A 22,944-nucleotide genomic window follows, 5' to 3' on the forward strand; every position below is an offset into this window, starting at 1 on the left:
GCGCAACCCTTCGTCAGCCGCCTGTGAAGGATGACCTGTCGGGTTCGGGCAGGCGAAGATGCCCGGCCGCGTGATGCGACTTCACCCCAAGGACCGAACCGGCCTGCGCCGGACGGCCCGCCTTGCTGGGTCCTCCACTCCTGCCGGTGCACAGATGTCGACCGGGCATCCGGGCGGCGGCAGGACTCGGCGTCCGCCCGGATCGCCCCGCCGCCTGTGGCGGGGGCTTGTCGTCGGAAGGGATCTTCACCCGAGAGAGGCGAAAAAACCGAGCCGGATCGGCGGTATGTGAGGCTCCTCACGGCTGACCCGTTCCGGTGGACAGAGCCCGAATGGGGTCTAGGTCACACTCGGAGACGATTGCCCCATCAGCGCCGGAACGCCCGATTCCCCCTGTCGCGTAAGGGAGTTGAGCACCTTCGGGGGGTCGCTTGGGCGAGTGCGGGCTACGCCGAACGGGCGATCTTGTCTGGTCGCCGCCGGGGTGATCACGGACACGGCACGGCAGACGCACCTGCCCGCGACGGACGGACGGCGCGGGCGCGCTGGGTCCGGGGCGCGCTCAAGCGCGGCCGGTGCGACCGGCGCACATCACGGCCGGGCCGAAAGGACGAGGTGGGCTGGCCTGAAGTGTGGCACGCGGCGGCCTGACGTGGGGCAGGAATCGGACGGAATCATGACGGACCCTCACCCCGGCGGTGCCGGTGCCGCCGGTGGCACCGTCACGCGCGCCGCGCGCCGCTCCCCGTCCAGGACGCGCAGCGCCCGCGCGAGCGTCGGCGCGTGCACTTCGCTCTCGCCCCGCTGGTGCATCAATGTCAGCGCGTCCCGGAGTTCGGTGGCGCGGGCGACCAGGGCCTGGGCGGCGCGCAGGCCGCCGTAGGTGTGCTCGGCGCGGGCCGGGTTGATCCGCCCGACGAGGTCCACGACCGCGAGATAGGCGTCGACGAGCTCGCCCTCGGCGCGGGTCAGCGCGGGCAGCGGCGGCGGTTCGGGAGGCAGCACCGCCGGCTCACCCCGCGTCCGGGCGCGTGCCCTTGCGGCTCGGCACGACCCGGTCCACCAGGCCGTACTCGACCGCGGCCGCGGCGTCGAGCACCGTGTCCCGCTCGATGTCGGCGGCGACCTGTGCCGCGGCGCGCCCCGTGTGCCGTACGAGCATCTCCTCCAGGAGCGCGCGGGTGCGCCGCAGTTCCTCGGCCCGGATCGCCAGGTCGGTCGGCTGGCCGCGCACCGGCTCGGGGAGTCCGGGCTGCTGGAGCAGGACGCGGGCGCCGGGCAGGATCGACCGCTTGCCCGGGGTGCCCGCGGCGAGCAGGACGGCGGCCGCGGCCGTGGCCTGGCCCAGGCAGACCGTCTCCACGTCGCACGACGCGTACTGGAGCGTGTCGTAGATCGCCGTGGTGGCGCTGAAGGTGCCGCCCGGCGAGTTGATGTACAGCGAGATGTCCCGGTCCGGCGCCGCGTGCTCCAGATAGAGGACCTGCGCCATCACGTCGTTCGCCGAGACGTCGTCGACCGGGGTGCCCAGGAAGACGATCCGCTCCTCCAGGAGCTTGGAGTACGGATCGAGGGTGCGCGAGCCCGCGCTGGTGCGCTCATGGAACTCGGGCAGGACGTGGCGGGCGAACGGTCCGTGCATGACGCGTCTCCTGACTGTGTGTGGCCGCCGCTGGGCAGGGCGCGGCCTTTGGAGGCCGCTGCGGCGGCCTCTGTAAAAAATGTACAGGACGTACGTGACGTTATGATGGACCCATGGCCTACGAGATTCCGGTGACGCAAGCCCGCGCAGAGCTCGCCGACCTGATCAACCGCGTGGTGTACGGCGGTGAGCGCGTGGTCGTCACGCGGCACGGCAAGCCGCTCGTGGCCCTGGTGTCCGCCGATGACCTGCGGCGCCTGGAGGAGGCCGAGGAGCCCCAGCAGGAGCAGGTGATCAGCTCGGTGTCGTCGATCGGCGCGACGGCGTCCGCCGCCGGGGAGCGGCGGCGCTTCGGGATCGCGGCCGAGCACCGTGGGCCGCACGTGAGTTAGGGCGCGCCCGGCGCGCGCCAGGCCCCGCGCCCCGCCAGGTATGGCCCGTCCCTACGGACAGTCATGATCGGGTCAAAGGCTGGTTAACCTCGCTGAAACTCCGCCCAACTAGCCTGCCCAGCCACGCCACCTGGGGATTCCGTAAGCGACAGTGGACACCGGCACGCAAGTCGCTGCGTGTTACATCTAAACCCGTCGCGCAAGCCCGTCGCGGTGGCGGCGGCAGCCGGACCCCGCACGGTCCGGAGCGAGGACTGTGAGGTGGGACGTGCGACTGACCCCGCACGAGCAGGAGAGACTGCTCATCCATGTGGCCGCCGACGTGGCCGAGAAGCGCAAGGCGCGCGGCCTGAGGCTCAATCACCCCGAGGCGATCGCCCTCATCACGTCGCACATCCTGGAGGGCGCCAGGGACGGCCGCAGCGTCGCCGACCTCATGTCCTCGGGCCGTACGGTGCTCACCCGCGACGACGTCATGGACGGCATCCCCGAGATGATCCACGACGTCCAGGTCGAGGCGACCTTCCCGGACGGCACCAAGCTCGTCACCGTCCATGACCCCATCGTGTGAAAGGGGTTCGCGCCCCATGACGTCCCGAGCCCCCCTGGGCGCGCCCCTCGTGCCCGGCGAGATCCTCTTCGCCGAAGGACCCGTCCCCTTCAACGAGGGCCGCGAGACCACCCGCCTCACCGTCCTGAACGCCGCCGACCGGCCCGTCCAGGTCGGCTCCCACTACCACTTCGCCGAGGCCAACCCGGGCCTCGACTTCGACCGCGCCGCCGCCCGCGGCAAGCGCCTGAACGTCGCCGCGGGCACCGCCGTCCGCTTCGAGCCCGGCATCCCCGTCGACGTGGAACTCGTCCCCCTCGCGGGCGCCCGGATCGTCCCCGGGCTGCGCGGCGAGACCGGCGGCGCCCTCGACGCGAACGGAGCCACCCGTGCCTGAGCTCTCCCGTGCCGCGTACGCCGATCTGTTCGGCCCGACCACCGGCGACCGCATCCGCCTCGCCGACACCGATCTGCTCGTGGAGATCGAGGAGGACCGCTCCGGCGGCCCCGGACGCTCCGGCGACGAGGCGGTGTTCGGCGGCGGCAAGGTCATCCGCGAGTCGATGGGCCAGTCCCGGACGACCCGCGCCGAGGGCGCACCCGACACCGTCATCACCGGGGCGGTCGTCCTCGACCACTGGGGCGTCGTCAAGGCCGACGTCGGCATCCGCGACGGCCGGGTCACGGGCATCGGCAAGGCGGGCAACCCCGACACCATGGACGGAGTGCACCCCGACCTCGTCATCGGCCCCGAGACCGAGGTCATCGCGGGCAACGGCAAGATCCTCACCGCGGGTGGCATCGACACGCACATCCACTTCATCTCGCCGACCATCGTCGACGAGGCCCTGGCCTCCGGCGTCACCACGCTCTTCGGCGGCGGCACCGGGCCCGCCGAGGGCAGCAAGGCCACGACCATCACACCGGGGGCCTGGCACCTGGCACGGATGTTCGCGTCGCTGGCCGACAGCCCCGTCAACATCGGCCTCCTCGGCAAGGGCAACACGACGAACGCGGACTCCCTGCACGCGCAGCTGCGCGCGGGCGCCGTCAGCTTCAAGATCCACGAGGACTGGGGCGCGACGCCCGCCGTCATCGACGCCTGTCTGAACGTCTGCGAGGAGACCGGCGCCCAACTCGCCGTCCACACCGACACCCTGAACGAGGCGGGCTTCGTCGACGCCACCTTCGACGCCGTCGGCGGCCGGACGCTGCACGCCTTCCACGTCGAGGGCGCGGGCGGCGGCCACGCCCCCGACATGATCACCGCGGTCTCGCTGCCGAACATGCTCCCCAGCTCGACCAACCCGACCCGGCCGCACACCGTCAACACCGTCGAGGAACACCTCGACATGCTGATGGTCTGCCACCACCTCAACCCGTCCGTGCCGGAGGACCTGGCCTTCGCCGAGTCCCGCATCCGCCCGTCGACGATCGCGGCGGAGGACATCCTCCACGACATCGGCGCCATCTCCATCATGTCGTCCGACTCCCAGGCGATGGGACGGGTCGGCGAGGTCGTCCTGCGCACCTGGCAGACGGCGCACGTCATGAAGCGCCGCCGGGGCGCCCTGAGCGGTGACACCCGCGCCGACAACCACCGCGCCCGCCGGTACGTCGCCAAGTACACGATCAACGCCGCCATCGCCCAGGGCATCGAGCACGAGGTCGGCTCCGTCGAGACCGGCAAACTGGCCGACCTGGTCCTGTGGGACCCGGCGTTCTTCGGCGTCAAACCGCAGGTGGTGCTGAAGGGCGGGCAGATCGCCTACGCGCAGATGGGCGACGCGAACGCCTCCATCCCGACGCCACAGCCGGTCCTGCCCCGCCGGATGTTCGGCGCCCACGGCAGGGCGCCCGCGCGCAACTCCCTCACCTTCGTCACCCGCTCCGCCCTGGACGACGGCCTCCCCGAACGCCTCGCCCTGGACCGCCCGTTCGTCGCCATCCGCTCCACGCGCGGACGCACGAAGGCCGACATGCGCGAGAACGACGCCCTGCCCCGGGTCGAGGTCGCCCCCGACAGCTTCGCCGTCACCATCGACGGCGAACTCGTGGAACCGGCACCGGCGAGCGAACTGCCGCTGGCCCAGCGGTACTTCCTCTTCTAGTGGTACTTCCTCTTCCAGACGGGTGGGTACGTCATGACTTCCAGACGGGCGGGTGCGCCATGACGCGAGCGGCACTGCTCGTCCTCGCCGACGGCCGCTTCCCCGCCGGGGGGCACGCGCACTCCGGCGGCGCCGAGGCGGCCGTCAAGGCCGGGCGGATCACCGGGGCCGGGAGCCTGGCGGAGTTCTGCCGGGGGCGGCTGCACACCACGGGCCTTGTGTCCGCCGCGCTCGCCGCGGCGGCCGCGCTCGGCGCCGACCCCGTCGCCCTCGACGAGGCCGCCGACGCCAGGACGCCGTCCCTGGCGCTGCGCGGCGCCGCCCGCAAGCTGGGGCGGCAGCTGCTGCGGGCGGCGCGCGCCGCCTGGCCTTCGCCCGAACTCGACGCGCTGGCCCGCGCCTTCCCCAAAGGCGCCCACCAGCCGGTCGTCCTCGGCCTCGCCGCGCGCGCGGCGGGCCTCGACGGCACGGACGCGGCGTACTGCGCGGCGTACGAGAGCGTCAGCGGCCCGGCCACGGCGGTGGTGCGCCTCCTCAGCCTCGACCCCTTCGAGGCCACGGCGGTGCTCGCGCGGCTCGCGGACGAGATGGACCACGTGTCCGCCGCGGCGGCGGCCGCGGCGGCCCGCGTCCCGCACGAGGGCCCGGACGCCCTGCCCGCGGCGTCGGCACCGCTCCTTGAGATCGGGGCCGAGTCCCATGCGGCGTGGCCGGTTCGCCTGTTCGCGTCCTGAACACCTCAGCCCGTCCGGCGTTTGAGGACGAGGCGCGAAGCGCCAACGCGGTTGGGCGGGGGGGACGGGGGCGGCAGCCCCCGGTTCGGGAAGGGGCGGGCCTGGGGCGCACCGCGAGGCAACTCAACGATCACAACAACGAAGACGAAAGAGAGCGTCAGCCGCCATGCACCTGGACCACTCCCACGACGACACCCTCGCGGTCAGCGCGGACGCGCACCGCCCCGACGGCCGCCGCCGAGCCCTCCGCATCGGGCTCGGCGGCCCCGTGGGCTCGGGGAAGACGGCCACCGTGGCCGCCCTCTGCCACGCCCTGCGCGACGAGCTGTCCCTCGCGGTCGTCACCAACGACATCTACACCCGCGAGGACGCCGAGTACCTGCTCAAGGAGGCGGTCCTGCCCCCGGAGCGCATCACCGCCGTGGAGACGGGCGCGTGCCCGCACACCGCCATCCGCGATGACATCTCCGCGAACCTGGAGGCGGTGGAGGACCTGGAGGACGAGGTCGGCCCGCTCGACCTCATCCTCGTGGAGTCCGGCGGCGACAACCTGACGGCCACCTTCTCGCGCGGCCTAGTCGACGCCCAGATCTTCGTGATCGACGTGGCGGGCGGGGACGACATCCCGCGCAAGGGCGGCCCCGGCGTCACGACGGCCGACCTGCTGATCGTGAACAAGACCGACCTCGCGCCGTACGTGGGCTCCGACCTGGCCCGCATGGCCGCCGACGCCAAGGCGCAGCGCGCCGAACTGCCGGTCGTCTTCCAGTCGCTGCGCTCGCCGGAGCACGTGGGCGCGGTGGCGGACTGGGTGCGCGCGCAGTACGCCGCCTGGGTCGCCGCGTCGGCGTGAGCGGCACGGTGGCGCCGCACGTCCTCGGCGCCGCGGGCGTCCGTGCCACGGCCCGCGTGACCGCCAGGGCCGACGGCCGCGGCGGCACCGCCCTGCCCGTCCTGGAGGGGGAGGGCGCCCTGGCGCTGCGCCGCGTCCGGGCCACGGGCCCCGCCGCCCGCGTCCTCGTCGTCGGCGCGATGAGCGGCCCGCTGGGCGGCGACCACCTCACCGTCGAGGCGGCGGCGCAGCCGGGCGCCCGGCTGCGCGTCGGCTCCGCGGCGGCGACGATCGCGCTGCCCGGCCAGGACCGGCGCCCGGCCCGCTACGACGTACGCCTCACGGTGGCCGAGGACGCCGAACTGCACTGGCTCCCCGAGCAGTTGATCTCGGTGCGGGACAGCGAACTCCACGTCACCACCCGGGTGGACGTCGCCGAGGGCGGTCGCCTCTCCCTGCGTGAGGAACAGGTGCTCGGCCGCACCGCCGAGCCCCCCGGCCTCCTCCGCAGCCGCCTCACGGTCCGCCACGCCGGACGCCTCCTGCTCGACCAGGAGCTGTCGTGCGGCCCCGGCGCACCGGGTGGCTGGGACGGCCCCGCGGTCCTGGCGGGCCAGCGCGCGGTGGGCCAACTCATCCTCGTACGCCCGGAGTTCGCGGCGGCGCCGCCGTCCCCCGCCGTCCTCGGGGAGCACGCCGCGCTCACGCCTCTGCCCGGACCAGCCGTCCTGGTGACCGCCGTGGCGCCGGACGCGCTGCGGCTGCGGCGCGTCCTCGACGAGGCGCTGCGGCGTTGGGGCGGGCCGGACCCGGTAGCGGCCATCGAGCAGGTCTAGGGGTCCTTCTGGCGGAGATCCGCCAGAAGGACCCCTAGGGAGGGCTCGCCCCGTCCGTGATCCGCAGGGCGATGAGGCCCCGGTCCAGGCCGACGACGAGATGGCCGTCGGCCCCGACGACCGCGTGGGCCTCGCGGCGCACCGGAATGTCCATCACCGGCCGCAGGGTGTCGGCCGTCCACAGCCCCACGGCGCGCGCGTTCTGACCGGCGCTCGCGACCAGGACGCGGCCGCGGACCTCCACGGGGCGCACCTCGTTCACCCACCCCGCGTGCAGCGCGCGGACGAGGACCCTGTGTCCCGTGAGCGGGTCGAGGCCCCACAGCGAGCCGCTGCCGAAGTCGTCGTCGCCGTCGGTGCCGTCCTGCTGCTTGACGGCCAGGAGGGTGCCGTCAGGGGCCGCGAGGGTGAAGATGCGGGAGGAGAGGCCCTCGTCCGGCACCTCCCAGGACGCGATCAGCTCGCCGTCGTCCAGGTCCCACAGGGCGACCCGGCCGGGAGTGCCGCCGTACCCGCCGCGGAGCCCCGCGATGACGTCGCGCCCGGCGACGCGCAGCGGGCACAGCGCGTGCGCGTCCACGTCCGCGCCCTTGCCGATGGTCTTGATGACAGCGTCCGACGCCGGATCCCAGAGGGAGAGGCGCGTGGCCGACGCCTCCCGGACGGCCACGGCCAGGCACGGTCGGCCGTCGTACTCGACCGGGCACATCTCCCTGACGTCGAGCCCGCGCAGCGCCCACGTCAGGGCCTTGGCGACGGGGTCCCAGATCCGCAGCCCGGGCTCGCCGCCGCCGTCGCCCGCGATGGCCAGGCGGTCCCGGTCCCCGATCCGCACCGCGCAGAGGTCCCAGATCGTCCGGAAGCCGGTGCGGACGCGGTCGACCGGCCTGCCGGTCGCCACGTCGTGGACGCGGACGGCTCCGCCGCGCAGACCGTCGTCCGCGACGAGCGCCCGGCCCTCGACCGTGAGGGCGCACAGGGACGCCACCCAACTCCCCGCGTCCTCTTGGCCGTCCGCATCGGGGCGTCCGTCGACGTCCCACAGCCGCACGGTGTAGTCCCCGCCCCCGCTGGCCAGCAGCAGTTCGCCGTGCGACGCCACGGCGCACACGGCCCTGACCCATTCGTTGTGACCGCTCAGACAGCGCACCGTCTCGCCCGTGTACGGGTCCACGAGGGCCACGCCGCCCTCGCCGTCGCCGCCGTAGCCGACCGCCAAGAGCAGTCCTTCGCGGGTGCGCACGGTGGAGAGCGCGTGGATGAACGCCTCGCCGACCGGCAGGATCTCCACGGCCGTTCCGGTCCGGGGGTCCCACAGCTTGACGCTGTCGTAGCCGCTGCACGTGGCCAGGAGCGATCCGTCCGGCCCCGGCACGGCGGCCAGCGGGCGCTTCATGACGTGCGTCCGACCGGACTCGAAGTCGTCCACGGGGAACGTGCGGAGCGTCTCGCCGGACTCCGGTGCCCAGATCCGGATCCGGTCGCGGCCCTTCGCGTGGGCGGTCGCGATGGCGAGGACGGGACCGCCGTCGAGCTCCAGCGCGCACACCCCGGTGATCCGACCCGCCCGGGCCCGGAAGGAGGCCAGGACGTCACCGCTCTCGGGGTCCCGGACCAGTACGCGCCGGTCGTGCCCGGCACTGACCAGCAGGACGCGCCCCGCGAGGGTGAGGGTGCACAGATGGTCGACCGCCGCGTCGTGGCCGGTCAGGGTGTGGACCACGGAGCCGACGCCCGCGTCGCACAGCCGCACGGCCCCGTCGCCGTCGCCGGCGGCCAAGAGCGTACGGCCGTGGACCGGCACCGCGCACAGCGCGCTGAGCCACCGCCCCGAGCGGCCCTCCAGGAGGTGGAGGGTGTCGCCGGTGGCCACGTCCCACAGCCGGATGGAGGCGCCGTCGGCGCTGGCGAGGACGCCGCGTTCGCCGTCGTCGACGAAGCACAGCGCGTCCACCTGCCGGTCGTGGCCCTCCAGGATGGCCACTTCCGGCGCGGTCGGCGCGGTGGACCAGACAGCTTGGTACGGACTGGCCGTGGTGCCGGAGCGGTAGGCCGAGCCGAGGCGTTCCTGGACCTCGGTGACGCTGAACAGCGCGGCGCGTTCCGGTGGCGGGGCGTCGAGGGCGCGTGGGGTGCGGCGCAGGAGTTCGGCGCGCCGGCGGGCGGCGGGGGTGCCCGCGTGGCGTGCCTGCGGGATGAGCCTGCGCAGGTCGGCGTGGAGCGGATAGTCGTCGTCGGTGAGGAGTTCGTCGATGACGCCGCCGCGCCGCGCGTGTCCGGCGAGCGAGCGCAGGAGGTACGGGTGCGCGCGGGCCCAGCCGCCTTGTGCCCCGTGGACGCGGAAGGCGTCGGTGAGGGCGCGTTCGTCGCGGGCGAGGTCCGCGATGTCGGCGCGGATGGCGCGCAGGGACTCGTTGAGGGCCTGGTGGAAGAGGCGGAAGGAGGCGCCGTCGGGTCCTTCGCCCGTGGACTCGACGAGGAAGTTGGCGGCGGAGGAGCGGGCGAAGGCGAACAGGTCGTTGTCGGTGGGCGCCTTGCCGAACAGGGCGGTCAGGGCGGTGCGCCAGAGGGTGAGGGGGAGGCCGGGGGACTCGGCGTGGGCGAGGGGCACGAGCAGCTGCTCCGCGCGGAGTGCGGCCACCTCGGGGAGCAGGCGCAAGTACGCGAGCAGCGAGGCGTCCACGGTCACGGGGAAGGACACGGCCAGCGGGTCCACCGCCTGGGTGTCGTGCAGGCCGTGGGCGCGCGCGACGAGCCCGGCGACCAGGAAGTTGCCGTCGGCGATGGCGGCGATCCGCTCGGCGAGCGCGTGGGCGGCGCGCGGGTCGGCGTACGGGTTGCCGGGGCGCTCGTCGCCCCGCAGCTGAAGCGTCGCCACCGCGTACGCGGTGAGGTCCGCGAGGGCGGAGAATTCCGGCGCGTCGAGGTCCAGGACGTGTGCGGCCTGCCCGAAGGCACCCAGCAGGCTGCCCGCGTCGTCGCGGCGCCGGGTGCCGACGACGACGCGCGCCCCGAGCCCGGCGCAGGTCTCCACGAGCGGAACCACGATCTGACTGACGACGGCGCGCGCGTCGGCGGGCGACGCCGCCTCGTCCAGGGCGTCGACGACGAGCGTGAAGCCGGGGCCGACGCGCTCGCGCAGGCACTCCCGCAGCGCGGGCAGCAGATCGCTGAGGTGGTGGGGCAGGGGCGCGGAGGCGGCGCGGGCGATCTCCTGGGCGACTTCGAGCGCGGTCTTGCCCTTGGCGTGTACGGCGCAGGCCACGGAGCCTAGGGGAGCGCGCACGGCGGTGTCGTCGGCGGGGAGCTGGGCGGCGACTTCGGGGTCGGCGGTGGTGATGACACGGCCGAGGACCGCCGACTTGCCGGAGCCGGGGGCGCCGGTGACCACGAGGACCCGGCGGCTCGGCGCGCTCGCCGTGATCCAGCCGCCGATCTCGCGCAGCGCGGTGGCGCGGCCCCGGAAGCGGAAGCCTTGCTCGGCGTCGGTGCTGACCCCGCGGGCGCGGGGCCGCCAGTGCCGTCCTGCCTCGGGGTCGGTGTGCAGGGACCAGCCCCAGGACGTCAGCGCCGTCTCGTCGGCGGCGTCGAGCGACCAGGCGGTGAGGCGGTCGAGGCGCTGCTCGGGCAGGAGCCGGTCGATCTCCCGCAGGCTCAGGGCCAGCGCGTCGCCCGTGGCGCTGTGGGCCTGCCCCACCATGGCGACGACGGCCTGGTAGGCGGGCGACCAGACGGCCGCCCCGCTGAAGCCGCCCCTGACCGGATACCGGGACTCCTGGGTGTCCAGGCGCATCCACCCATGGGCGAGCGCCTCGCCCACCGAGCCGGTCGCCGAATTGCCGAGCGCGCCGTCCGGGAAGCCGAACGACCACCACTTCGCGCCGACGAGGTCCGCGGGCGCCGTGCGCCGCAGCGGGGCCGCGAGGCCGCCCGGCACGTCCTCGGCCAGGCAGAGGACCGCGACGTCGCGCACGCTGGGGTCGCCGCCGGGCGGAAGGACCACCTCGGCCACCGGGACCCGGTGGCCGACGACGTCCTCGGCCATCGGAAAGGCCACCCACAGGCCGCCCTTCTCGCCCCAGGCCGGGCCCACCACATGGGCACACGTCAGCACCCGCCGACGGTCGATGAGGAACCCCGAACCCAGCGGACGCGAGTCCCGCGCGCTGTCGTGGACGGCGGCCACCCACGTGTCACGCCCGGGCCGCACATCACGCGATGCCGCGCCCACCGCGTACGCCACGCCCTGCGTCGCCACCCGGCCCCCTACCCTCGCGAGGACGAGAAGCGTACTGGACCCCACTCCCTTGTGGGCACGACGGCCCGCTGCTGCCATGTCCGAGGGGACACCGTCGCGGCAGGGGGGGGGCAGACGTGGACGAACTCAAGATCAGCGCATGGAAGCGCTACGGCAAGGACCGCCTCTACGTGAACCTGCCGGACGGCACGGCGGTCGCCTGGGCCGACCGCCGCACGGGCAAGGTCACGATCCTCCAGGAGCCGCACCGCCGCGAGGCGCTGCGCCTACTGAGCGCATTCCTAGCGACACCCCCCACCCCCGCAGCCCCCAGCCCACCGACGTTGCCCCCCTTGCCCCCCTTGCCACCCTTGACACCCCTGCACGACCTGGCCTCGAACCGCCCCGGCGAGAGCCTGCGCAAGCTGCTCGCGGCGGAAGGGCCCACACCGGCCCAACGCGTCGTCAACTGGCTGCTCAGGCGCACGACCGAGTGGGACTCGTACCGCAAGGGGCTCGCCGGCGAACTCCGGGTCGGCGCCGAACTACAACGACTCACTCGCTACGGCTGGCGCGTCCTGCACTCCATAGAGCTGCCCCGTAACGTGGACATCGACCACCTCCTGATCGGCCCCGGCGGAGTGTTCTGCGTCAACACCAAGCGCCACTTGGGCAAGGCCGTCTGGGTCGGTGACGAGATGGTGCGGATCAACCACGGCAAGCCACAGCCCTACGGCCGCAAGAGCAAGGCGGAGGCGCGGCGCGTACAGAAGGCCCTGGAACGACACGTCGACTTCCCGGTCCCGGTCGAGCCCGTCCTCGTCTTCGTCGGCGTGACCCGCCTCGACAAGTCCGCCACGCAGCTCGCCGTACGCGTGTACCGCGAGCGCGAGGTGTCGGCCCTCGGCCCCCTGCGCGGCGCACTGCGGCCCGAACAGATCAACGCCCTCTACACGGTGGCACGCCACCGCGCCGCCTGGACAGCCGCCTGACGCGGCCCAGAAGCACCGGACGCCGAGGTCACAGCTCGTGCACGAGGATCACCACGGAAAGGGCGGCACCACTCGACGCGACGCCCGCGTGGAGCGCGATCCACAGCGCGTACAGACGCACCGTGACCACCTTCGGGAAGTCACGGCGCTGGCGCGCGTGCAGCTGCGCCCAGCCGTCACCGACGCGCAGCGACGGCAGCCGCTCTTCGATCTTCTCGCTGAACACCCGCGCCGCCCTGTGATGTAGGACGGAGCGTTCGTGGTACTTGAGACAGGCGAGCACCCCATAGCCCCCGAGGCCCACCAGCGGCAGCGACACCACCAGCATGATCATGTCGATGCCGTGCTGAGCGGTGAATCCGAACGCGGCGGACGTGATGACAATGATCAAGTTGCTGAGCGTGGCCCGTTGAGTCTCCAACTGGCGAGCCTGGTCGTGCTGCTCCCGATACATCTGAATAAGTACGTCGACCTCAACACCCTCATCACTCACCGAGCCCTCCGGCCCCTGCTGGCCCCCCGGGCTCAGCACCCGGTCGGCACGACTGCGATGGGCGCGATCCTAGGCCCCGCGCCCGAGACACGGCCGCTGGGCGGAGCACTCCGCACCGCTTATCGGCTTGGGGACTTGGGTGGGGGAGTGCTTGGTCTCGGGTCCGTGTGCCCCTCACCTGCTGTGATGGTTCGCATGCGTTCGTGCTTGGAACCGCGTCAAACTCTCCGCGTCGGGCGGCAAGAAGCCGCACGTGGACGTCTGGCGTTCCGTACGGCGCCACGGCGACACCAAGAGCCGACGCTCGCTGGCCATGCCGAAACAGGCCGCCCTCGTTCTCGAAGCGCACAAGGCCCGACAGAAGGTCGCATGCCGGGCATCCGGTGAAGATTGGACGGACAGTCGGCTCGTCTTCCCCGCCGGCACAGGGAAGCCGTGCGATGCGACGAACGTGCGGCGAGGTCTCCGGGCACTGCTGCATGAAGCGGGAGTTCGAGAAGCCGAGGGGACGAGGAGGCGGCGGCCGGCAAGGCGCCGCGGGGCGGCTGACTCAGGTGCCGTGGCTCCCTGTTTGGCTCCCTAGGGCACGTGGAGCCTCGGCGTCCGCCCGCTGAAATGCAGGGACCGTTCACCGTACTGGCCGGTCCGTTTATCGGATTGGTAAAGAACAACCACCACACCTGTCCACAACGCCCCCGTGGAAGGAAGTATCCCCGTACCGAGCGAACGACCGAAGCTATGTGCGGGAGGCCCCACTTGAGACGTACCCCGATGACCACGCGGACCGGGCGAGCGGTGACGCTTGGGTCCGCGGGCACTCTGGTCGCTGCGACGCTGATAGCCGGGGCGCTCGCCGCGCCCGCCGCGAGCGCCGATTCCCAGGGCGAGGCCCGTGCCTCGTATGCCAAGGACCGTGAGGCCCGTGGGGCCGCCCTCGCCGCGAAGCGGGCCGCGAAGAAGGGCATCGCCTGGAAGGACTGTCCGGAGGACTGGGGGCTCGCCAAGCCCGTCCAGTGCGGCTGGGTCACCGTTCCGCTCGACTACGCTAAGCCCAACGGCAAGCAGATCAAGCTGGCCGTCGACCGCATCGGCAGCACGGGGACCAAGGGGGAGCGCCAGGGCGCGCTCCTGTACAACCCCGGTGGCCCGGGCGGGTCCGGACTGCGCTTCCCGCTGCGCGTCGTGAACAAGAGCAAGCTGTGGGAGAAGACGTCCAAGGCGTACGACTTCGTCGGGTTCGAGCCGCGTGGCGTCGGGCACTCCACGCCCATCTCGTGCGTCGACCCGCAGGAGTTCGTGAAGGCGCCCAAGCTCGACCCGGTGCCTGACTCCGCGGCCGACAAGCGCGCCCAGCGCAAGCTCGCCGCCGAGTACGCGCAGGGCTGCAAGGAGCGCAGCGGCTGGATGCTGCCGCACATGACGACCCGGAACACCGCCCGTGACCTCGACGTCATCCGCGCCGCGCTCGGTGAGAAGAAGCTGAACTTCCTGGGTGTGTCGTACGGCACCTACCTGGGTGCCGTGTACGCGACGCTCTTCCCGTCGCACGTGCGCCGCATGGTCTTCGACTCGGTCGTCAACCCGTCCACGGAGAAGATCTGGTACGAGGCCAACCTCGACCAGGACGTCGCCTTCGAGGTGCGCCTGAAGGACTGGATGAGCTGGGTCGCCAAGCACGACGCGACCTTCCACCTCGGCGACACGCAGGAGAAGGTGCACGCGCAGTGGACCAAGCTGCGTGCCGAGGCGAAGAAGGCGCCCCTCAACGGCGTCGTCGGCCCCGCCGAGCTGGTCTCCTACTTCCAGAGCGCGCCCTACTACGACTCCACCTGGGTGAGCATCGCCACGAACTGGAGCAAGTTCGTCGCCGGTGACCGCAAGCCGCTGATCGAGGCCGCGAGCCCCGACCTGTCGGACCTGGCCGGGAACAAGGCCTCCGAGAACAGCAACGCCGTCTACACGGCCGTCGAGTGCGCCGACGCCAAGTGGCCCACCAGCTGGAAGAAGTGGGACCGCGACAACTCCCGGCTGCACACGGACCACCCGTTCATGACCTGGGCCAACGCCTGGATGAACCTGCCGTGCGCCACCTGGCCGAGCAAGCAGCACCAGCCGACCGAGGTCAAGACCGGCAAGGGCCTGCCGCCCACGCTGATCGCCCAGGCCACGCGGGACGCCGCGACGCCGTACCCGGGCGCCGTCGAGCTGCACAAGCGGCTCAAGGGCTCGCGTCTGATCACGGAGAAGGACGCCGGTTCGCACGGGATCACCAACCTGGAGAACCCCTGCCTGAACGACCGCGTCGACACCTATCTGCTGACCGGCAAGCTCGACAGCCGCAACGTGACCTGCACCCCGCACGCCACGCCCAAGCCGTAGCGGCAAGGGGTTAGTAGTAGCAGTTGTGACTACTGGGAGATTCGTTTCGGCCTGGGCCGGGCGGTCTCCCAGTAGTGCGTGGTGGCCCCGCCGCCCCCGCCACCGGTGCCCTCAGCTCAGCGGCATCCTCGGGAACTTCCGCTCCCCGGCGGCGCGCCCGCTCTCCTCCACCTGCTCGGCGGCCTCCTCTGCCTTCACCACGGCCGCGTACTTGTCGACGTACTCCTGCCCCGACAGGCCGAGGATCTCGTACATGATCTCGTCCGTGACCGCGCGCAGGACGGCCTTCTCGCCGTCCATGCCCGCGTACCGAGAGAACTCCAGCGGGGCGCCGAAGCGGATCGTCACCCGCTGGAAGCGGGGCACGACCTGGCCGGGCGGCTGCGCCTCGAACGTGCCGATCATCGCGCACGGGATCACCGGGACCTGCGCCTTGAGCGCCATCGCGGCCACGCCGACCTTGCCCTTGTACAGGCGTCCGTCGTGCGAGCGGGTGCCCTCGGGGTAGATGCCGAGCAGCTCGCCCTTGCGCAGCACGCCGAGGCCCTCGCGGATCGCGGCCTGCCCGGCCTCCTTGCCGGAGCGGTCCACCGGGATCTGCCCCGCGCTGCGGAAGAACGCGGCGGTGAGCCGCCCCCTGACCCCGGGCCCCGTGAAGTACTCGGCCTTCGCCAGGAACGTGATGCGCCGTTTGAGGATCGCGGGCATCAGGAAGTGGTCGGAGAACGACAGGTGGTTCCCGGCGACGATCGCCGCGCCGGACTCCGGGATGTGTTCGAGGCCCTCGATCCGGGGCCGGAACATCAGCCGGAGCAGAGGCCCGATCAGGACGTACTTGAGGACCACGTAGAACATGCGGGCGCCGCCTTCCCCCGGGGGTGGTGCCGACGCACAGTAGTCAATCGGCGGCGCCTAGGCGAGAGCCCGTTCGGGTCGATTCGATCGTGCGGGGCCGTTCGGGTCGTGCGGTGGGGCCGGGTGGGGGAGCGGGCGGCGTGGCCGCGCGACAGGCGGGGCCCGGGGCGGGTGCTCTGGCCCCTGCCCGATGTCCCTCACGCCCCGACGCCATCGACACCGTCGACGCCACTGTCCGTGACGGCGTCCGTGGCGGCGTCCGTCACAGCCCCGGAGGTCCCATGCGTTCGCTCTTCGCCGCCTCGGCCGCCCTGTTCGCGCTCACCTCGGCCGCCGTACCCGCGACGGCCGCTGCCGCCGACGAGCCGCCGCCCCGCCAGAGCGGCCTCTTCCTGACCGTCTCCGGTGACGAGAACACCTGGGTGCGCGGGGTGCTGCTGCGCTGCGCGCCGGAGCCGTCGGGACACCACCCGCACGCCCGGCAGGCCTGCGCGGAACTCGACAAGGCCCGCGGTGACCTGGACGAACTGCCCAAGGAGGACCGGATCTGCACCAAGGAGTACGCCCCGGTCACCGTGACCGCGCACGGGACGCACGGCGGTCGGCCGGTCGCCTGGCACAAGACGTACGGCAACGCGTGCGAGATGGCGGCGTCGACCGGCCACGTGTTCCGCTTCTGACCCCACGGCTCACGTGGGCCGCGAGAACAGCATCGCCACGGTGATCAGCCCCAGCACGACCCAGCCGAACCACAGCCAGCCGTTGCTGCCGAGCGCCACCGTGTAGGCGGTCACCATGACCAGACCGCCGATGGTGAACGCGCCCATCGTCTTCGTAGAACCCGGCATCGCCCTGCCTCCTCACGACAGACGGACCCGGGCGTCCGGATTCCGGAGCCCCGAGGCCTCACGACGGACGACCTCGGGGCCATCCTCACCCGTGAAGAGGTCCGGCCGCTAGCGCCCGCGCGCCGCCAGTGAGGCCAGATAGGCGTTGTACTCCGCCAGCTCCTTGTCCCCGTCGCGGTCGGCGGCGCGGTCCTTGCGGCGCCCTTCGCGCTGGTCGGAGCGGTACCACTGGAAGAGCAGGGCGAGCAGCACGAGCACCGAGGGGACCTCGCTGAACGCCCAGGCGATGCCGCCCGCCGCGTTCTGGTCGGCGAGGGCCTCGACGCCGAGGGAGGCGGGCGGGTTCTTGTACGTCTCGATCATCGGTTCAGACGCCATCATCAACGCGATGCCGAAGAAGGCGTGGAAGGGCATGCCGGCGAACAGCTCCAGCATCCGCATCAGATGGCCGGGGCGGTGCGGACCCGGGTCCACGCCCATGATCGGCCAGAAGAACACCAGGCCCACGGCGAGGAAGTGCACCATCATGCCGATGTGCCCGGCCTTGGAGCCCATGAGCGTGTCGAACAGCGGCGTGAAGTACAGCGCGTACAGGCTCGCGATGAACATCGGGATCGTGAACGCCGGGTGCGTGATGATCCGCACATAGCGGCTGTGCAGCAGCGCGAGCAGCAGTTCGCGCGGGCCCGTGCGGCCCCGGCCCGCGACCGGCAGCGCACGCAGCGTCAGCGTGATCGGCGCGCCGAGCAGGAGCAGAATCGGGGACAGCATGCTGATGATCATGTGCTGGACCATGTGCACGCTGAACAGGACCATGCCGTAGTCGTTCAGCTTGGTGCACATCACCAACAGGATGCTGAGCACGCCCGTGACGAAGGCGACCGTCCGGCCCACCGGCCACTTGTCGCCCCGGCGCACGAGCCGTGCCACGCCCCACCCGTACAGGCCGAGCGCCACCAGGCAGCTGACGAGGAAGAAGGGTTCGACCGAGAGCTCGAGCCCGCGCGCCAGCGTGAACGGCGGCAGGTCCATGTTCATCCCATGGTCCATGCCGGTCATGCCGTGCCCGCCGTGATCCATCCGCTGGCTCCCTGGTTCGTGCTGTAGGTGCGCGGTGCTGTTTCGTACAGATTGTGCGCAGTGTGTCCGCACCAGAGTAGAACCGCCCCCGGTCGCGCTCACGACCGGGGGCGGTTCCAGGACGCGTACGGTCCGGATCGGGGCGGGTGGCTACAGCACGCACTCCGCTTCCGCGTACCGCTCGTCGGGGACGGTCTTCAGCGTCTCGACGGCCTCGGCAAGGGGCACCGTCACGATGTCGGTGCCGCGCAGCGCGGTCATCTTCCCGAAGTCGCCCCGGTGCACGGCCTCCACGGCGTGCCAGCCGAAGCGGGTGGCGAGGACGCGGTCGTACGCGGTGGGGGTGCCGCCGCGCTGGACGTGGCCGAGGATCACCGGGCGGGCCTCCTTGCCGAGGCGCCGCTCAAGGTCCAGGGAGAGCTGCCGGGCGATGCCCGCGAACCGCTCGTGGCCGTAGACGTCCTTGCCGCCCTCGTCGAAGTCCATCGTGCCGGGGCGCGGCTTGGCGCCCTCGGCGGCGACGACGATGGCGAACTTCTTGCCCGCGGAGAACCGGTCGCCGACCTTCAGCGCCAGCTCCTCGATGTCGAAGGGCCGCTCGGGCACCACGATGGCGTGCGCGCCCGCGGCCATGCCCGAGTGCAGCGCGATCCAGCCGGTGTGACGGCCCATGACCTCGACGATCAGGACGCGCTGGTGCGACTCGGCGGTGGTCTTGAGGCGGTCGAGCGCCTCGGTCGCGACGCCGACGGCCGTGTCGAAGCCGAACGTCACGTCGGTGACGGCGATGTCGTTGTCGATGGTCTTCGGCACGCCGACGATGGGCAGTCCCGCGTCCGACAGGAGCCGGGCCGCCTTCAGGGTGCCCTCGCCGCCGATGGGGATGATCGCGTCGAGGCCGAGCTCGGCGACGTGTCCCTTGGCGCGTTCGACGCCGTCACGCAGGTGCGCGGGCTGTACCCGCGAGGAGCCGAGGATCGTGCCGCCGCGCGCCAGGATGCCGCCGACCGCGTCCAGGTCGAGCTTGCGGTAGTCGCATTCGAGCAGGCCCTTCCACCCGTCGTGGAAGCCGATGACCTCGTCGCCGTGGTCGACGACGGCGCGGTGGACGACGGAGCGGATGACGGCGTTGAGCCCGGGGCAGTCGCCGCCGGAGGTCAGGACACCAAGGCGCATGGTGCGGAACCTTTGCAACGTGGGGCGGTGACCGGACCCCGTCGTCCGGCTGGATCCCGGTCACCCTACCGGCGCACCCCCGGCCTCCGCAGGCACCGCCCACCCATCGGACATGAACGCCGGGCGGGCAGCGGAACGCCGGACGGGCGGAAGATCCAGCCCGTCCGGCGTTTGAGGACAAGCGCGCAGCGCGGTGAACGGCCCCCTGGGGCAGGAGCCCCGCCCGCCGGGAGGCTAGGCCGGCTGCTGAGCCGCCGCGATCCGCTCAGCGCGCAGCGCCTCGTACCACCGGTCGTCCGACGGCGGCAGCGCGTTCACATCGAGCGCCAGCTTCAGGAGGTGGTCGGCGATGAGGGGGTTGCGGGCGAGGACGGGCCCGTGCATGTACGTCCCGAAGACCGTGCCGTTGAAGGCGCCTTCGGTGCCGTCCCCCGTGCCGTTGCCCTTGCCGAGGCGGACCCGGGCGAAGGGGCGGGCGTTCGGGCCGATGTGCGTGACGCCCTGGTGGTTCTCGAAGCCGGTGAGCTCGGGCAGGCCGAGCTGCGGGTCGATGTCCCCGAGGACGTCGCCGACGCAGCGCTCGCCCTCGCCGCGGGTGGAGACCACGTCGAGCAGGCCGAGGCCGGGCTCGCGCTGGCCGAGGTCGTTGATGAACTCGTTGCCGAGGATCTGGTACCCGGCGCAGACCGAGAAGACGATCGCGCCGTTGCCGACGGCCCGCTGCAGGCCGCCGTCGCGGCGCAGGCGCTCGGCCGCGAGCCGCTGCGGCCGGTCCTCGCCGCCGCCGATCAGATAGATGTCGCCGGAGGTGGGCACCGGCTGGTCGCTGCGTACGTCGTAGCGCTCGACGTGGAGGCCGCGCTGGCGGGCGCGGCGCTCCACGACGAGGGCGTTGCCCTGGTCACCGTACGTGGACAGCAGGTCGGGGTAGATCCAGACCAGGCGCAGGCTGTTGTCGCTCATGCTCAATTCGTCCTCAGTGGCGTTCGGTGCGCGGTCAGTTGCCGACGCGGCGGCGCAGGTCCTGGAAGGCGGTGTAGTTCGCGATGGTCTCGATGCGGCCGGGCGGGGAGAGCTGCACGGCCTCGTCGAGCGTCTCGCAGACGCGGAAGTCCAGGCCCGCGACCTCCAGGCGCACCGCGAGGTCCAGCTTGCGGTCGCCGAGCACGAAGATCGGGTGTCCGGCGAGACGGGTGTAGTCGACGTCCCAGAGCCAGGAGGTGTCGGTGCCGTCCGCGCCGCGGGCGTTCACCGAGAGGATCACCGGGGCCGGGGGGCCGTCGATGAGCGAAAACGTTTCGAGCCAGCCCGCCGGGTTCTTGGCGAGAAGGAGACGCAGGTCACGGCCCTGGAACTGGACGACGTCATAGCGGCCCGCGACGGCCTGCACCTGATACATCCGCTCCAGGGCGACCTGCGGCGGGACGCCGAAGACGGCGGCCACGGCGGCCGACGAGGCGGCGTTGGCCTTGTTGGCACGGCCGGGGAGCTGGAGGTGGATCGGCCAGGCCGAGCCGTGCGGGTCCAGGACGTGGTCGCCGGACAGGGCCCAGCTCGGGGTGGGGCGGCGGAAGCCGCACTCGCCGCAGTACCAGTCGTCGCCGGGGCGCTGCATGACGCCGCCGCACGCCGGGCACGACCAGGCGTCGTCCTTCCAGGCCTGGCCCGCGGCCACCCACACCACGTTCGGCGAGGAGGAGGCCGCCCAGACCACCAGCGGGTCGTCGGCGTTGGCGATGATGACCGCCTTGCTGCCCGCGAGGCCCTCGCGCCACTTCTCGGCGAGCATGCGGGTCTCGCCCGCACGGTCGAGCTGGTCGCGCGAGAGGTTGAGCAGCGCGATCGCCTTGGGGGCTACGTCACGGGCCACGCCCGCCAGATACTTCTCGTCGACCTCGATCACGCCGAACTTGGCGTCCGAGCCGCCCGCGAGGGCGGACGTGATGCCCGCGGGCATGTTCGCGCCGAGGGCGTTGGACACGACCGGGCCGCTGGCGCGCAGCGCCTCGGCGATCAGACGCGTCGTGGTCGTCTTGCCGTTCGTGGCCGACACGAGCACCACGTCGAGGTGGTTCGCGAGCCGTCCAAGGAGCTCCGGGTCGAGCCGCAGCGCGACCTTGCCGCCGATCACGGAGCCGCTTCCGCGACCGGCCGCGCGCGACACCGCCGCGGCCGCCTTGCCCGCCGTCACGGCCAGCTTGGCCCGCGCCGACAGCGACTCTGAGCTGCCAGGGTGTCCTGCCATCGTTCTGGGTCCTCCTTGCGTACGCCGCCGCGCCTGCCCGGCATCGTGTCGGGCCAGCCTATCGAGATCGACTGACAAGCCCGAATCGCACCACCATCCGCGACCTCGGCTGTCCCCTGGACCGTACCCTTGCCGCCATGCGACACGGCTCGATCCCGGGCGCCTCAGGGCGCGTACGACCCCTGACCCTGCACGGTGCCCCCGTGCTCCAGACGCCCTGCGCGGAGGTGACCGACTTCGGCCCCGAGCTCGAGCGGCTGGTGGAGGACCTGTTCGCCACGATGTACGCGGCGCGGGGGGTCGGCCTCGCCGCGAACCAGATCGGCGTGGGGCGGCGGGTGTTCGTGTACGACTGCCCGGACGACGAGGACGTGCGGCACCTGGGGCACGTGGTGAACCCGAGGGTGGTGGAGCTGGACGGCGTCACCGTGCGCGGCCCTGAGGGCTGTCTGTCGCTGCCGGGCCTGGAGGCGGCGACGCCGCGCTACGACCACGTCGTCGTCGAGGGCGTCACGGCGGCGGGGGAGCCCGTGCGGGTGCACGGGACCGGGTTCTTCGCGCGCTGCCTCCAGCACGAGTGCGACCACCTGGAGGGCGGGGTGTACACCGATCACGTCACCGGCTGGCGCCGGCGCAGGGTGCTGCGCCAGGCGGCGCGGGCGCCCTGGGCCACCACGGCCTGAGTCCCCGGGCCACCACGGCCCGAGCCGCGCCCCGGGGTCAGAAGCCGGGGCCGCCCACCTTGTTGCCCGCCGCGGCCAGGCGGCCCCACAGCAGGTCCGCCAGGCTGCGCACCAACTGGGCGCGGTCGCAGGGCCGTTCGCCGAGCCACCAGTCGCCCGCCGCGTGCATCATGCCGACGATTCCGTGGCCCCACACGCGGGCGAGCTCGGCGCTTCCCGGGCCGAGGTCGACCCGCTCCTCGATGACCTCGGCGAGCTCCTCGCCGAGGCGGCGCAGCAGGGGAGCGGAGTGCAGGCCCACTTCGAAGCCGCCTTCGCCCCCCGCGTCACCGGGCGACCCCGCCTCGGCCGGATGCATCAGGAAGCGGTAGACCTGCGGCCTGGCCTCGATGGCCGCGAGGTAGGTGTCGAGCGTGGCCTCCACGCGCTCCCTGCGCTCGGCCGGGGCGTCCAGGGCCGCGCGCAGCGAGTCGAGGAGCGCGTCCGTGTGGCGCTTGGCGAGGGCGGCGTACAGGCCCCCCTTGTCGCCGAAGTGCCGGTACAGGATCGGCTTGGTGATGCCCGCCTCGGCCGCGATGGCGTTCATCGAGGCGCCGGGCCCTTCGCGGAGAACGACGCGGTCGGCCGCCTCCAGCAGCTCGCGCCGACGTTGCTCGGCCGACCGCTGCTGATCGGTCCGCTGCGTGGTCTCCATGAGGTGTTCTCTCCGCCCGTGCGATTCCTGACGCAACGCGCAACGTAACACCCGCGCGGGCACCCGCATCGAACGCGTCGAACGGGCTGCCGGGAGTTGACACCGGCTACCGGCCGGTAACAGACTCCAGTTACCGCAAGTAACGTAGCACGGGTCCGCAGCTGG

22 protein-coding genes and 1 riboswitch are annotated in these 22,944 nt (G+C 72.5%); of the genes, 11 read left to right on the top strand and 11 right to left on the bottom strand.

Features of this window, described 5'->3' with window-relative positions; translation table 11 throughout:
• Nucleotides 1-3: 3 nt before the first annotated feature.
• Nucleotides 4-159: riboswitch (cyclic di-AMP (ydaO/yuaA leader) on the bottom strand.
• A 528-nt stretch (nucleotides 160-687) separates the two neighbouring features.
• Together AC07A4_RS36960 and AC07A4_RS36965 are read right to left on the bottom strand one after the other, a co-directional pair.
• Nucleotides 688-1,005, bottom strand: a complete 318-nt coding sequence (locus AC07A4_RS36960) for a hypothetical protein (protein WP_478607699.1) — start codon at nucleotides 1,003-1,005, stop codon at nucleotides 688-690.
• Nucleotides 1,006-1,012: 7 nt separating this feature from the next.
• Nucleotides 1,013-1,642 carry an ATP-dependent Clp protease proteolytic subunit gene (locus AC07A4_RS36965; RefSeq protein WP_478607702.1) on the bottom strand — a complete coding sequence of 210 codons (630 nt, stop codon included), beginning with the start codon at nucleotides 1,640-1,642 and terminating at the stop codon, nucleotides 1,013-1,015.
• Nucleotides 1,643-1,755: 113 nt separating this feature from the next.
• On the opposite strand from AC07A4_RS36965, the gene AC07A4_RS36970 reads away from it, so the two are divergent.
• From AC07A4_RS36970 to AC07A4_RS37000, 7 genes are all read left to right on the top strand, one after another.
• Entirely contained in the window at nucleotides 1,756-2,034 is a 279-nt protein-coding gene (locus tag AC07A4_RS36970) for a type II toxin-antitoxin system Phd/YefM family antitoxin (RefSeq protein ID WP_478607704.1), read from the top strand.
• A gap of 268 nt (nucleotides 2,035-2,302) precedes the next feature.
• Nucleotides 2,303-2,605, top strand: coding sequence for an urease subunit gamma (locus tag AC07A4_RS36975; RefSeq protein WP_478607706.1), 303 nt, complete (start codon nucleotides 2,303-2,305; stop codon nucleotides 2,603-2,605).
• Nucleotides 2,606-2,621: 16 nt separating this feature from the next.
• Nucleotides 2,622-2,981 (top strand): urease subunit beta, encoded by a 360-nt coding sequence (locus AC07A4_RS36980; protein WP_478607708.1) that lies wholly within the window; start codon nucleotides 2,622-2,624, stop codon nucleotides 2,979-2,981.
• Entirely contained in the window at nucleotides 2,974-4,695 is a 1,722-nt protein-coding gene (locus AC07A4_RS36985; RefSeq protein WP_478607711.1) for an urease subunit alpha, read from the top strand. The genes AC07A4_RS36980 and AC07A4_RS36985 overlap by 8 nt, the downstream gene beginning before the upstream one ends.
• A gap of 59 nt (nucleotides 4,696-4,754) precedes the next feature.
• Nucleotides 4,755-5,429, top strand: coding sequence for an urease accessory protein UreF (locus AC07A4_RS36990; protein WP_478607713.1), 675 nt, complete (start codon nucleotides 4,755-4,757; stop codon nucleotides 5,427-5,429).
• Between the two features lie 166 nt (nucleotides 5,430-5,595).
• Nucleotides 5,596-6,282, top strand: a complete 687-nt coding sequence (ureG, locus tag AC07A4_RS36995) for an urease accessory protein UreG (RefSeq protein WP_478607715.1) — start codon at nucleotides 5,596-5,598, stop codon at nucleotides 6,280-6,282.
• Nucleotides 6,279-7,097 (top strand): urease accessory protein UreD, encoded by an 819-nt coding sequence (locus AC07A4_RS37000; protein WP_478607718.1) that lies wholly within the window; start codon nucleotides 6,279-6,281, stop codon nucleotides 7,095-7,097. Before ureG ends, AC07A4_RS37000 begins: the two co-directional genes overlap by 4 nt.
• A 34-nt stretch (nucleotides 7,098-7,131) precedes the next feature.
• On the opposite strand, the gene AC07A4_RS37005 is transcribed toward AC07A4_RS37000, so the two are convergent.
• Nucleotides 7,132-11,355 carry a trypsin-like peptidase domain-containing protein gene (locus tag AC07A4_RS37005; RefSeq protein WP_478607721.1) on the bottom strand — a complete coding sequence of 1,408 codons (4,224 nt, stop codon included), beginning with the start codon at nucleotides 11,353-11,355 and terminating at the stop codon, nucleotides 7,132-7,134.
• 116 nt (nucleotides 11,356-11,471) lie between these two features.
• Here AC07A4_RS37005 and AC07A4_RS37010 point away from each other — a divergent pair, with 116 nt between their 5' ends.
• Nucleotides 11,472-12,326 carry a nuclease-related domain-containing protein gene (locus AC07A4_RS37010; protein ID WP_478607724.1) on the top strand — a complete coding sequence of 285 codons (855 nt, stop codon included), beginning with the start codon at nucleotides 11,472-11,474 and terminating at the stop codon, nucleotides 12,324-12,326.
• 28 nt (nucleotides 12,327-12,354) lie between these two features.
• On the opposite strand, the gene AC07A4_RS37015 is transcribed toward AC07A4_RS37010, so the two are convergent.
• Nucleotides 12,355-12,819, bottom strand: coding sequence for a hypothetical protein (locus tag AC07A4_RS37015; RefSeq protein WP_478607726.1), 465 nt, complete (start codon nucleotides 12,817-12,819; stop codon nucleotides 12,355-12,357).
• A gap of 771 nt (nucleotides 12,820-13,590) precedes the next feature.
• Here AC07A4_RS37015 and AC07A4_RS37020 point away from each other — a divergent pair.
• Nucleotides 13,591-15,198 (top strand): alpha/beta hydrolase, encoded by a 1,608-nt coding sequence (locus AC07A4_RS37020; RefSeq protein ID WP_478607728.1) that lies wholly within the window; start codon nucleotides 13,591-13,593, stop codon nucleotides 15,196-15,198.
• A gap of 111 nt (nucleotides 15,199-15,309) precedes the next feature.
• On the opposite strand, the gene AC07A4_RS37025 is transcribed toward AC07A4_RS37020, so the two are convergent.
• Entirely contained in the window at nucleotides 15,310-16,053 is a 744-nt protein-coding gene (locus tag AC07A4_RS37025) for a lysophospholipid acyltransferase family protein (protein WP_478607731.1), read from the bottom strand.
• Nucleotides 16,054-16,334: 281 nt separating this feature from the next.
• On the opposite strand from AC07A4_RS37025, the gene AC07A4_RS37030 reads away from it, so the two are divergent.
• A complete protein-coding gene (locus AC07A4_RS37030) occupies nucleotides 16,335-16,733 on the top strand; it encodes a subtilase-type protease inhibitor (RefSeq protein ID WP_478607733.1) in 399 nt (132 codons plus the stop codon).
• Between the two features lie 9 nt (nucleotides 16,734-16,742).
• On the opposite strand, the gene AC07A4_RS37035 is transcribed toward AC07A4_RS37030, so the two are convergent.
• The 5 genes from AC07A4_RS37035 to AC07A4_RS37055 form a co-directional block, all read right to left on the bottom strand.
• The gene (locus AC07A4_RS37035; RefSeq protein ID WP_478607735.1) at nucleotides 16,743-16,901 is read right to left on the bottom strand and encodes a hypothetical protein; all 159 of its coding nucleotides are present in this window, start codon (nucleotides 16,899-16,901) and stop codon (nucleotides 16,743-16,745) included.
• A gap of 108 nt (nucleotides 16,902-17,009) precedes the next feature.
• Nucleotides 17,010-17,981: a cytochrome c oxidase assembly protein gene (locus AC07A4_RS37040; protein ID WP_478607738.1), complete on the bottom strand. Its 972-nt coding sequence runs from the start codon at nucleotides 17,979-17,981 to the stop codon at nucleotides 17,010-17,012.
• A 150-nt stretch (nucleotides 17,982-18,131) separates the two neighbouring features.
• A complete protein-coding gene (locus AC07A4_RS37045) occupies nucleotides 18,132-19,157 on the bottom strand; it encodes a 6-phosphofructokinase (protein ID WP_478607740.1) in 1,026 nt (341 codons plus the stop codon).
• 234 nt (nucleotides 19,158-19,391) lie between these two features.
• Nucleotides 19,392-20,120, bottom strand: a complete 729-nt coding sequence (locus AC07A4_RS37050; protein WP_478607743.1) for a type 1 glutamine amidotransferase — start codon at nucleotides 20,118-20,120, stop codon at nucleotides 19,392-19,394.
• Between the two features lie 34 nt (nucleotides 20,121-20,154).
• Entirely contained in the window at nucleotides 20,155-21,402 is a 1,248-nt protein-coding gene (locus AC07A4_RS37055) for a MurT ligase domain-containing protein (RefSeq protein ID WP_478607745.1), read from the bottom strand.
• Nucleotides 21,403-21,539: 137 nt separating this feature from the next.
• On the opposite strand from AC07A4_RS37055, the gene def reads away from it, so the two are divergent.
• Entirely contained in the window at nucleotides 21,540-22,085 is a 546-nt protein-coding gene (def, locus tag AC07A4_RS37060; RefSeq protein WP_478607748.1) for a peptide deformylase, read from the top strand.
• Nucleotides 22,086-22,122: 37 nt separating this feature from the next.
• On the opposite strand, the gene AC07A4_RS37065 is transcribed toward def, so the two are convergent.
• Entirely contained in the window at nucleotides 22,123-22,779 is a 657-nt protein-coding gene (locus tag AC07A4_RS37065; RefSeq protein ID WP_478607750.1) for a TetR/AcrR family transcriptional regulator, read from the bottom strand.
• Between the last annotated feature and the right edge of the window lie 165 nt (nucleotides 22,780-22,944).

The sequence above is a fragment of the Streptomyces sp. NPDC043996 genome (genome assembly GCF_056435225.1).

What these genes read in the sequence shown, in the direction of transcription:
- AC07A4_RS36990 (WP_478607713.1), top strand. Translation starts at nt 4,755, where the DNA reads ATGACGCGAGCGGCACTGCTCGTCCTCGCCGACGGCCGCTTCCCCGCC.
- AC07A4_RS36980 (WP_478607708.1), top strand. Translation starts at nt 2,622, where the DNA reads ATGACGTCCCGAGCCCCCCTGGGCGCGCCCCTCGTGCCCGGCGAGATC.
- ureG (WP_478607715.1), top strand. Translation starts at nt 5,596, where the DNA reads ATGCACCTGGACCACTCCCACGACGACACCCTCGCGGTCAGCGCGGAC.
- AC07A4_RS37020 (WP_478607728.1), top strand. Translation starts at nt 13,591, where the DNA reads ATGACCACGCGGACCGGGCGAGCGGTGACGCTTGGGTCCGCGGGCACT.
- AC07A4_RS37050 (WP_478607743.1), bottom strand. Translation starts at nt 20,120, where the DNA reads ATGAGCGACAACAGCCTGCGCCTGGTCTGGATCTACCCCGACCTGCTG.
- AC07A4_RS37065 (WP_478607750.1), bottom strand. Translation starts at nt 22,779, where the DNA reads ATGGAGACCACGCAGCGGACCGATCAGCAGCGGTCGGCCGAGCAACGT.
- AC07A4_RS37030 (WP_478607733.1), top strand. Translation starts at nt 16,335, where the DNA reads ATGCGTTCGCTCTTCGCCGCCTCGGCCGCCCTGTTCGCGCTCACCTCG.
- AC07A4_RS37040 (WP_478607738.1), bottom strand. Translation starts at nt 17,981, where the DNA reads ATGGATCACGGCGGGCACGGCATGACCGGCATGGACCATGGGATGAAC.
- AC07A4_RS37025 (WP_478607731.1), bottom strand. Translation starts at nt 16,053, where the DNA reads ATGTTCTACGTGGTCCTCAAGTACGTCCTGATCGGGCCTCTGCTCCGG.
- AC07A4_RS36965 (WP_478607702.1), bottom strand. Translation starts at nt 1,642, where the DNA reads ATGCACGGACCGTTCGCCCGCCACGTCCTGCCCGAGTTCCATGAGCGC.
- AC07A4_RS37045 (WP_478607740.1), bottom strand. Translation starts at nt 19,157, where the DNA reads ATGCGCCTTGGTGTCCTGACCTCCGGCGGCGACTGCCCCGGGCTCAAC.
- AC07A4_RS37035 (WP_478607735.1), bottom strand. Translation starts at nt 16,901, where the DNA reads ATGCCGGGTTCTACGAAGACGATGGGCGCGTTCACCATCGGCGGTCTG.
- AC07A4_RS36970 (WP_478607704.1), top strand. Translation starts at nt 1,756, where the DNA reads ATGGCCTACGAGATTCCGGTGACGCAAGCCCGCGCAGAGCTCGCCGAC.
- def (WP_478607748.1), top strand. Translation starts at nt 21,540, where the DNA reads ATGCGACACGGCTCGATCCCGGGCGCCTCAGGGCGCGTACGACCCCTG.
- AC07A4_RS37055 (WP_478607745.1), bottom strand. Translation starts at nt 21,402, where the DNA reads ATGGCAGGACACCCTGGCAGCTCAGAGTCGCTGTCGGCGCGGGCCAAG.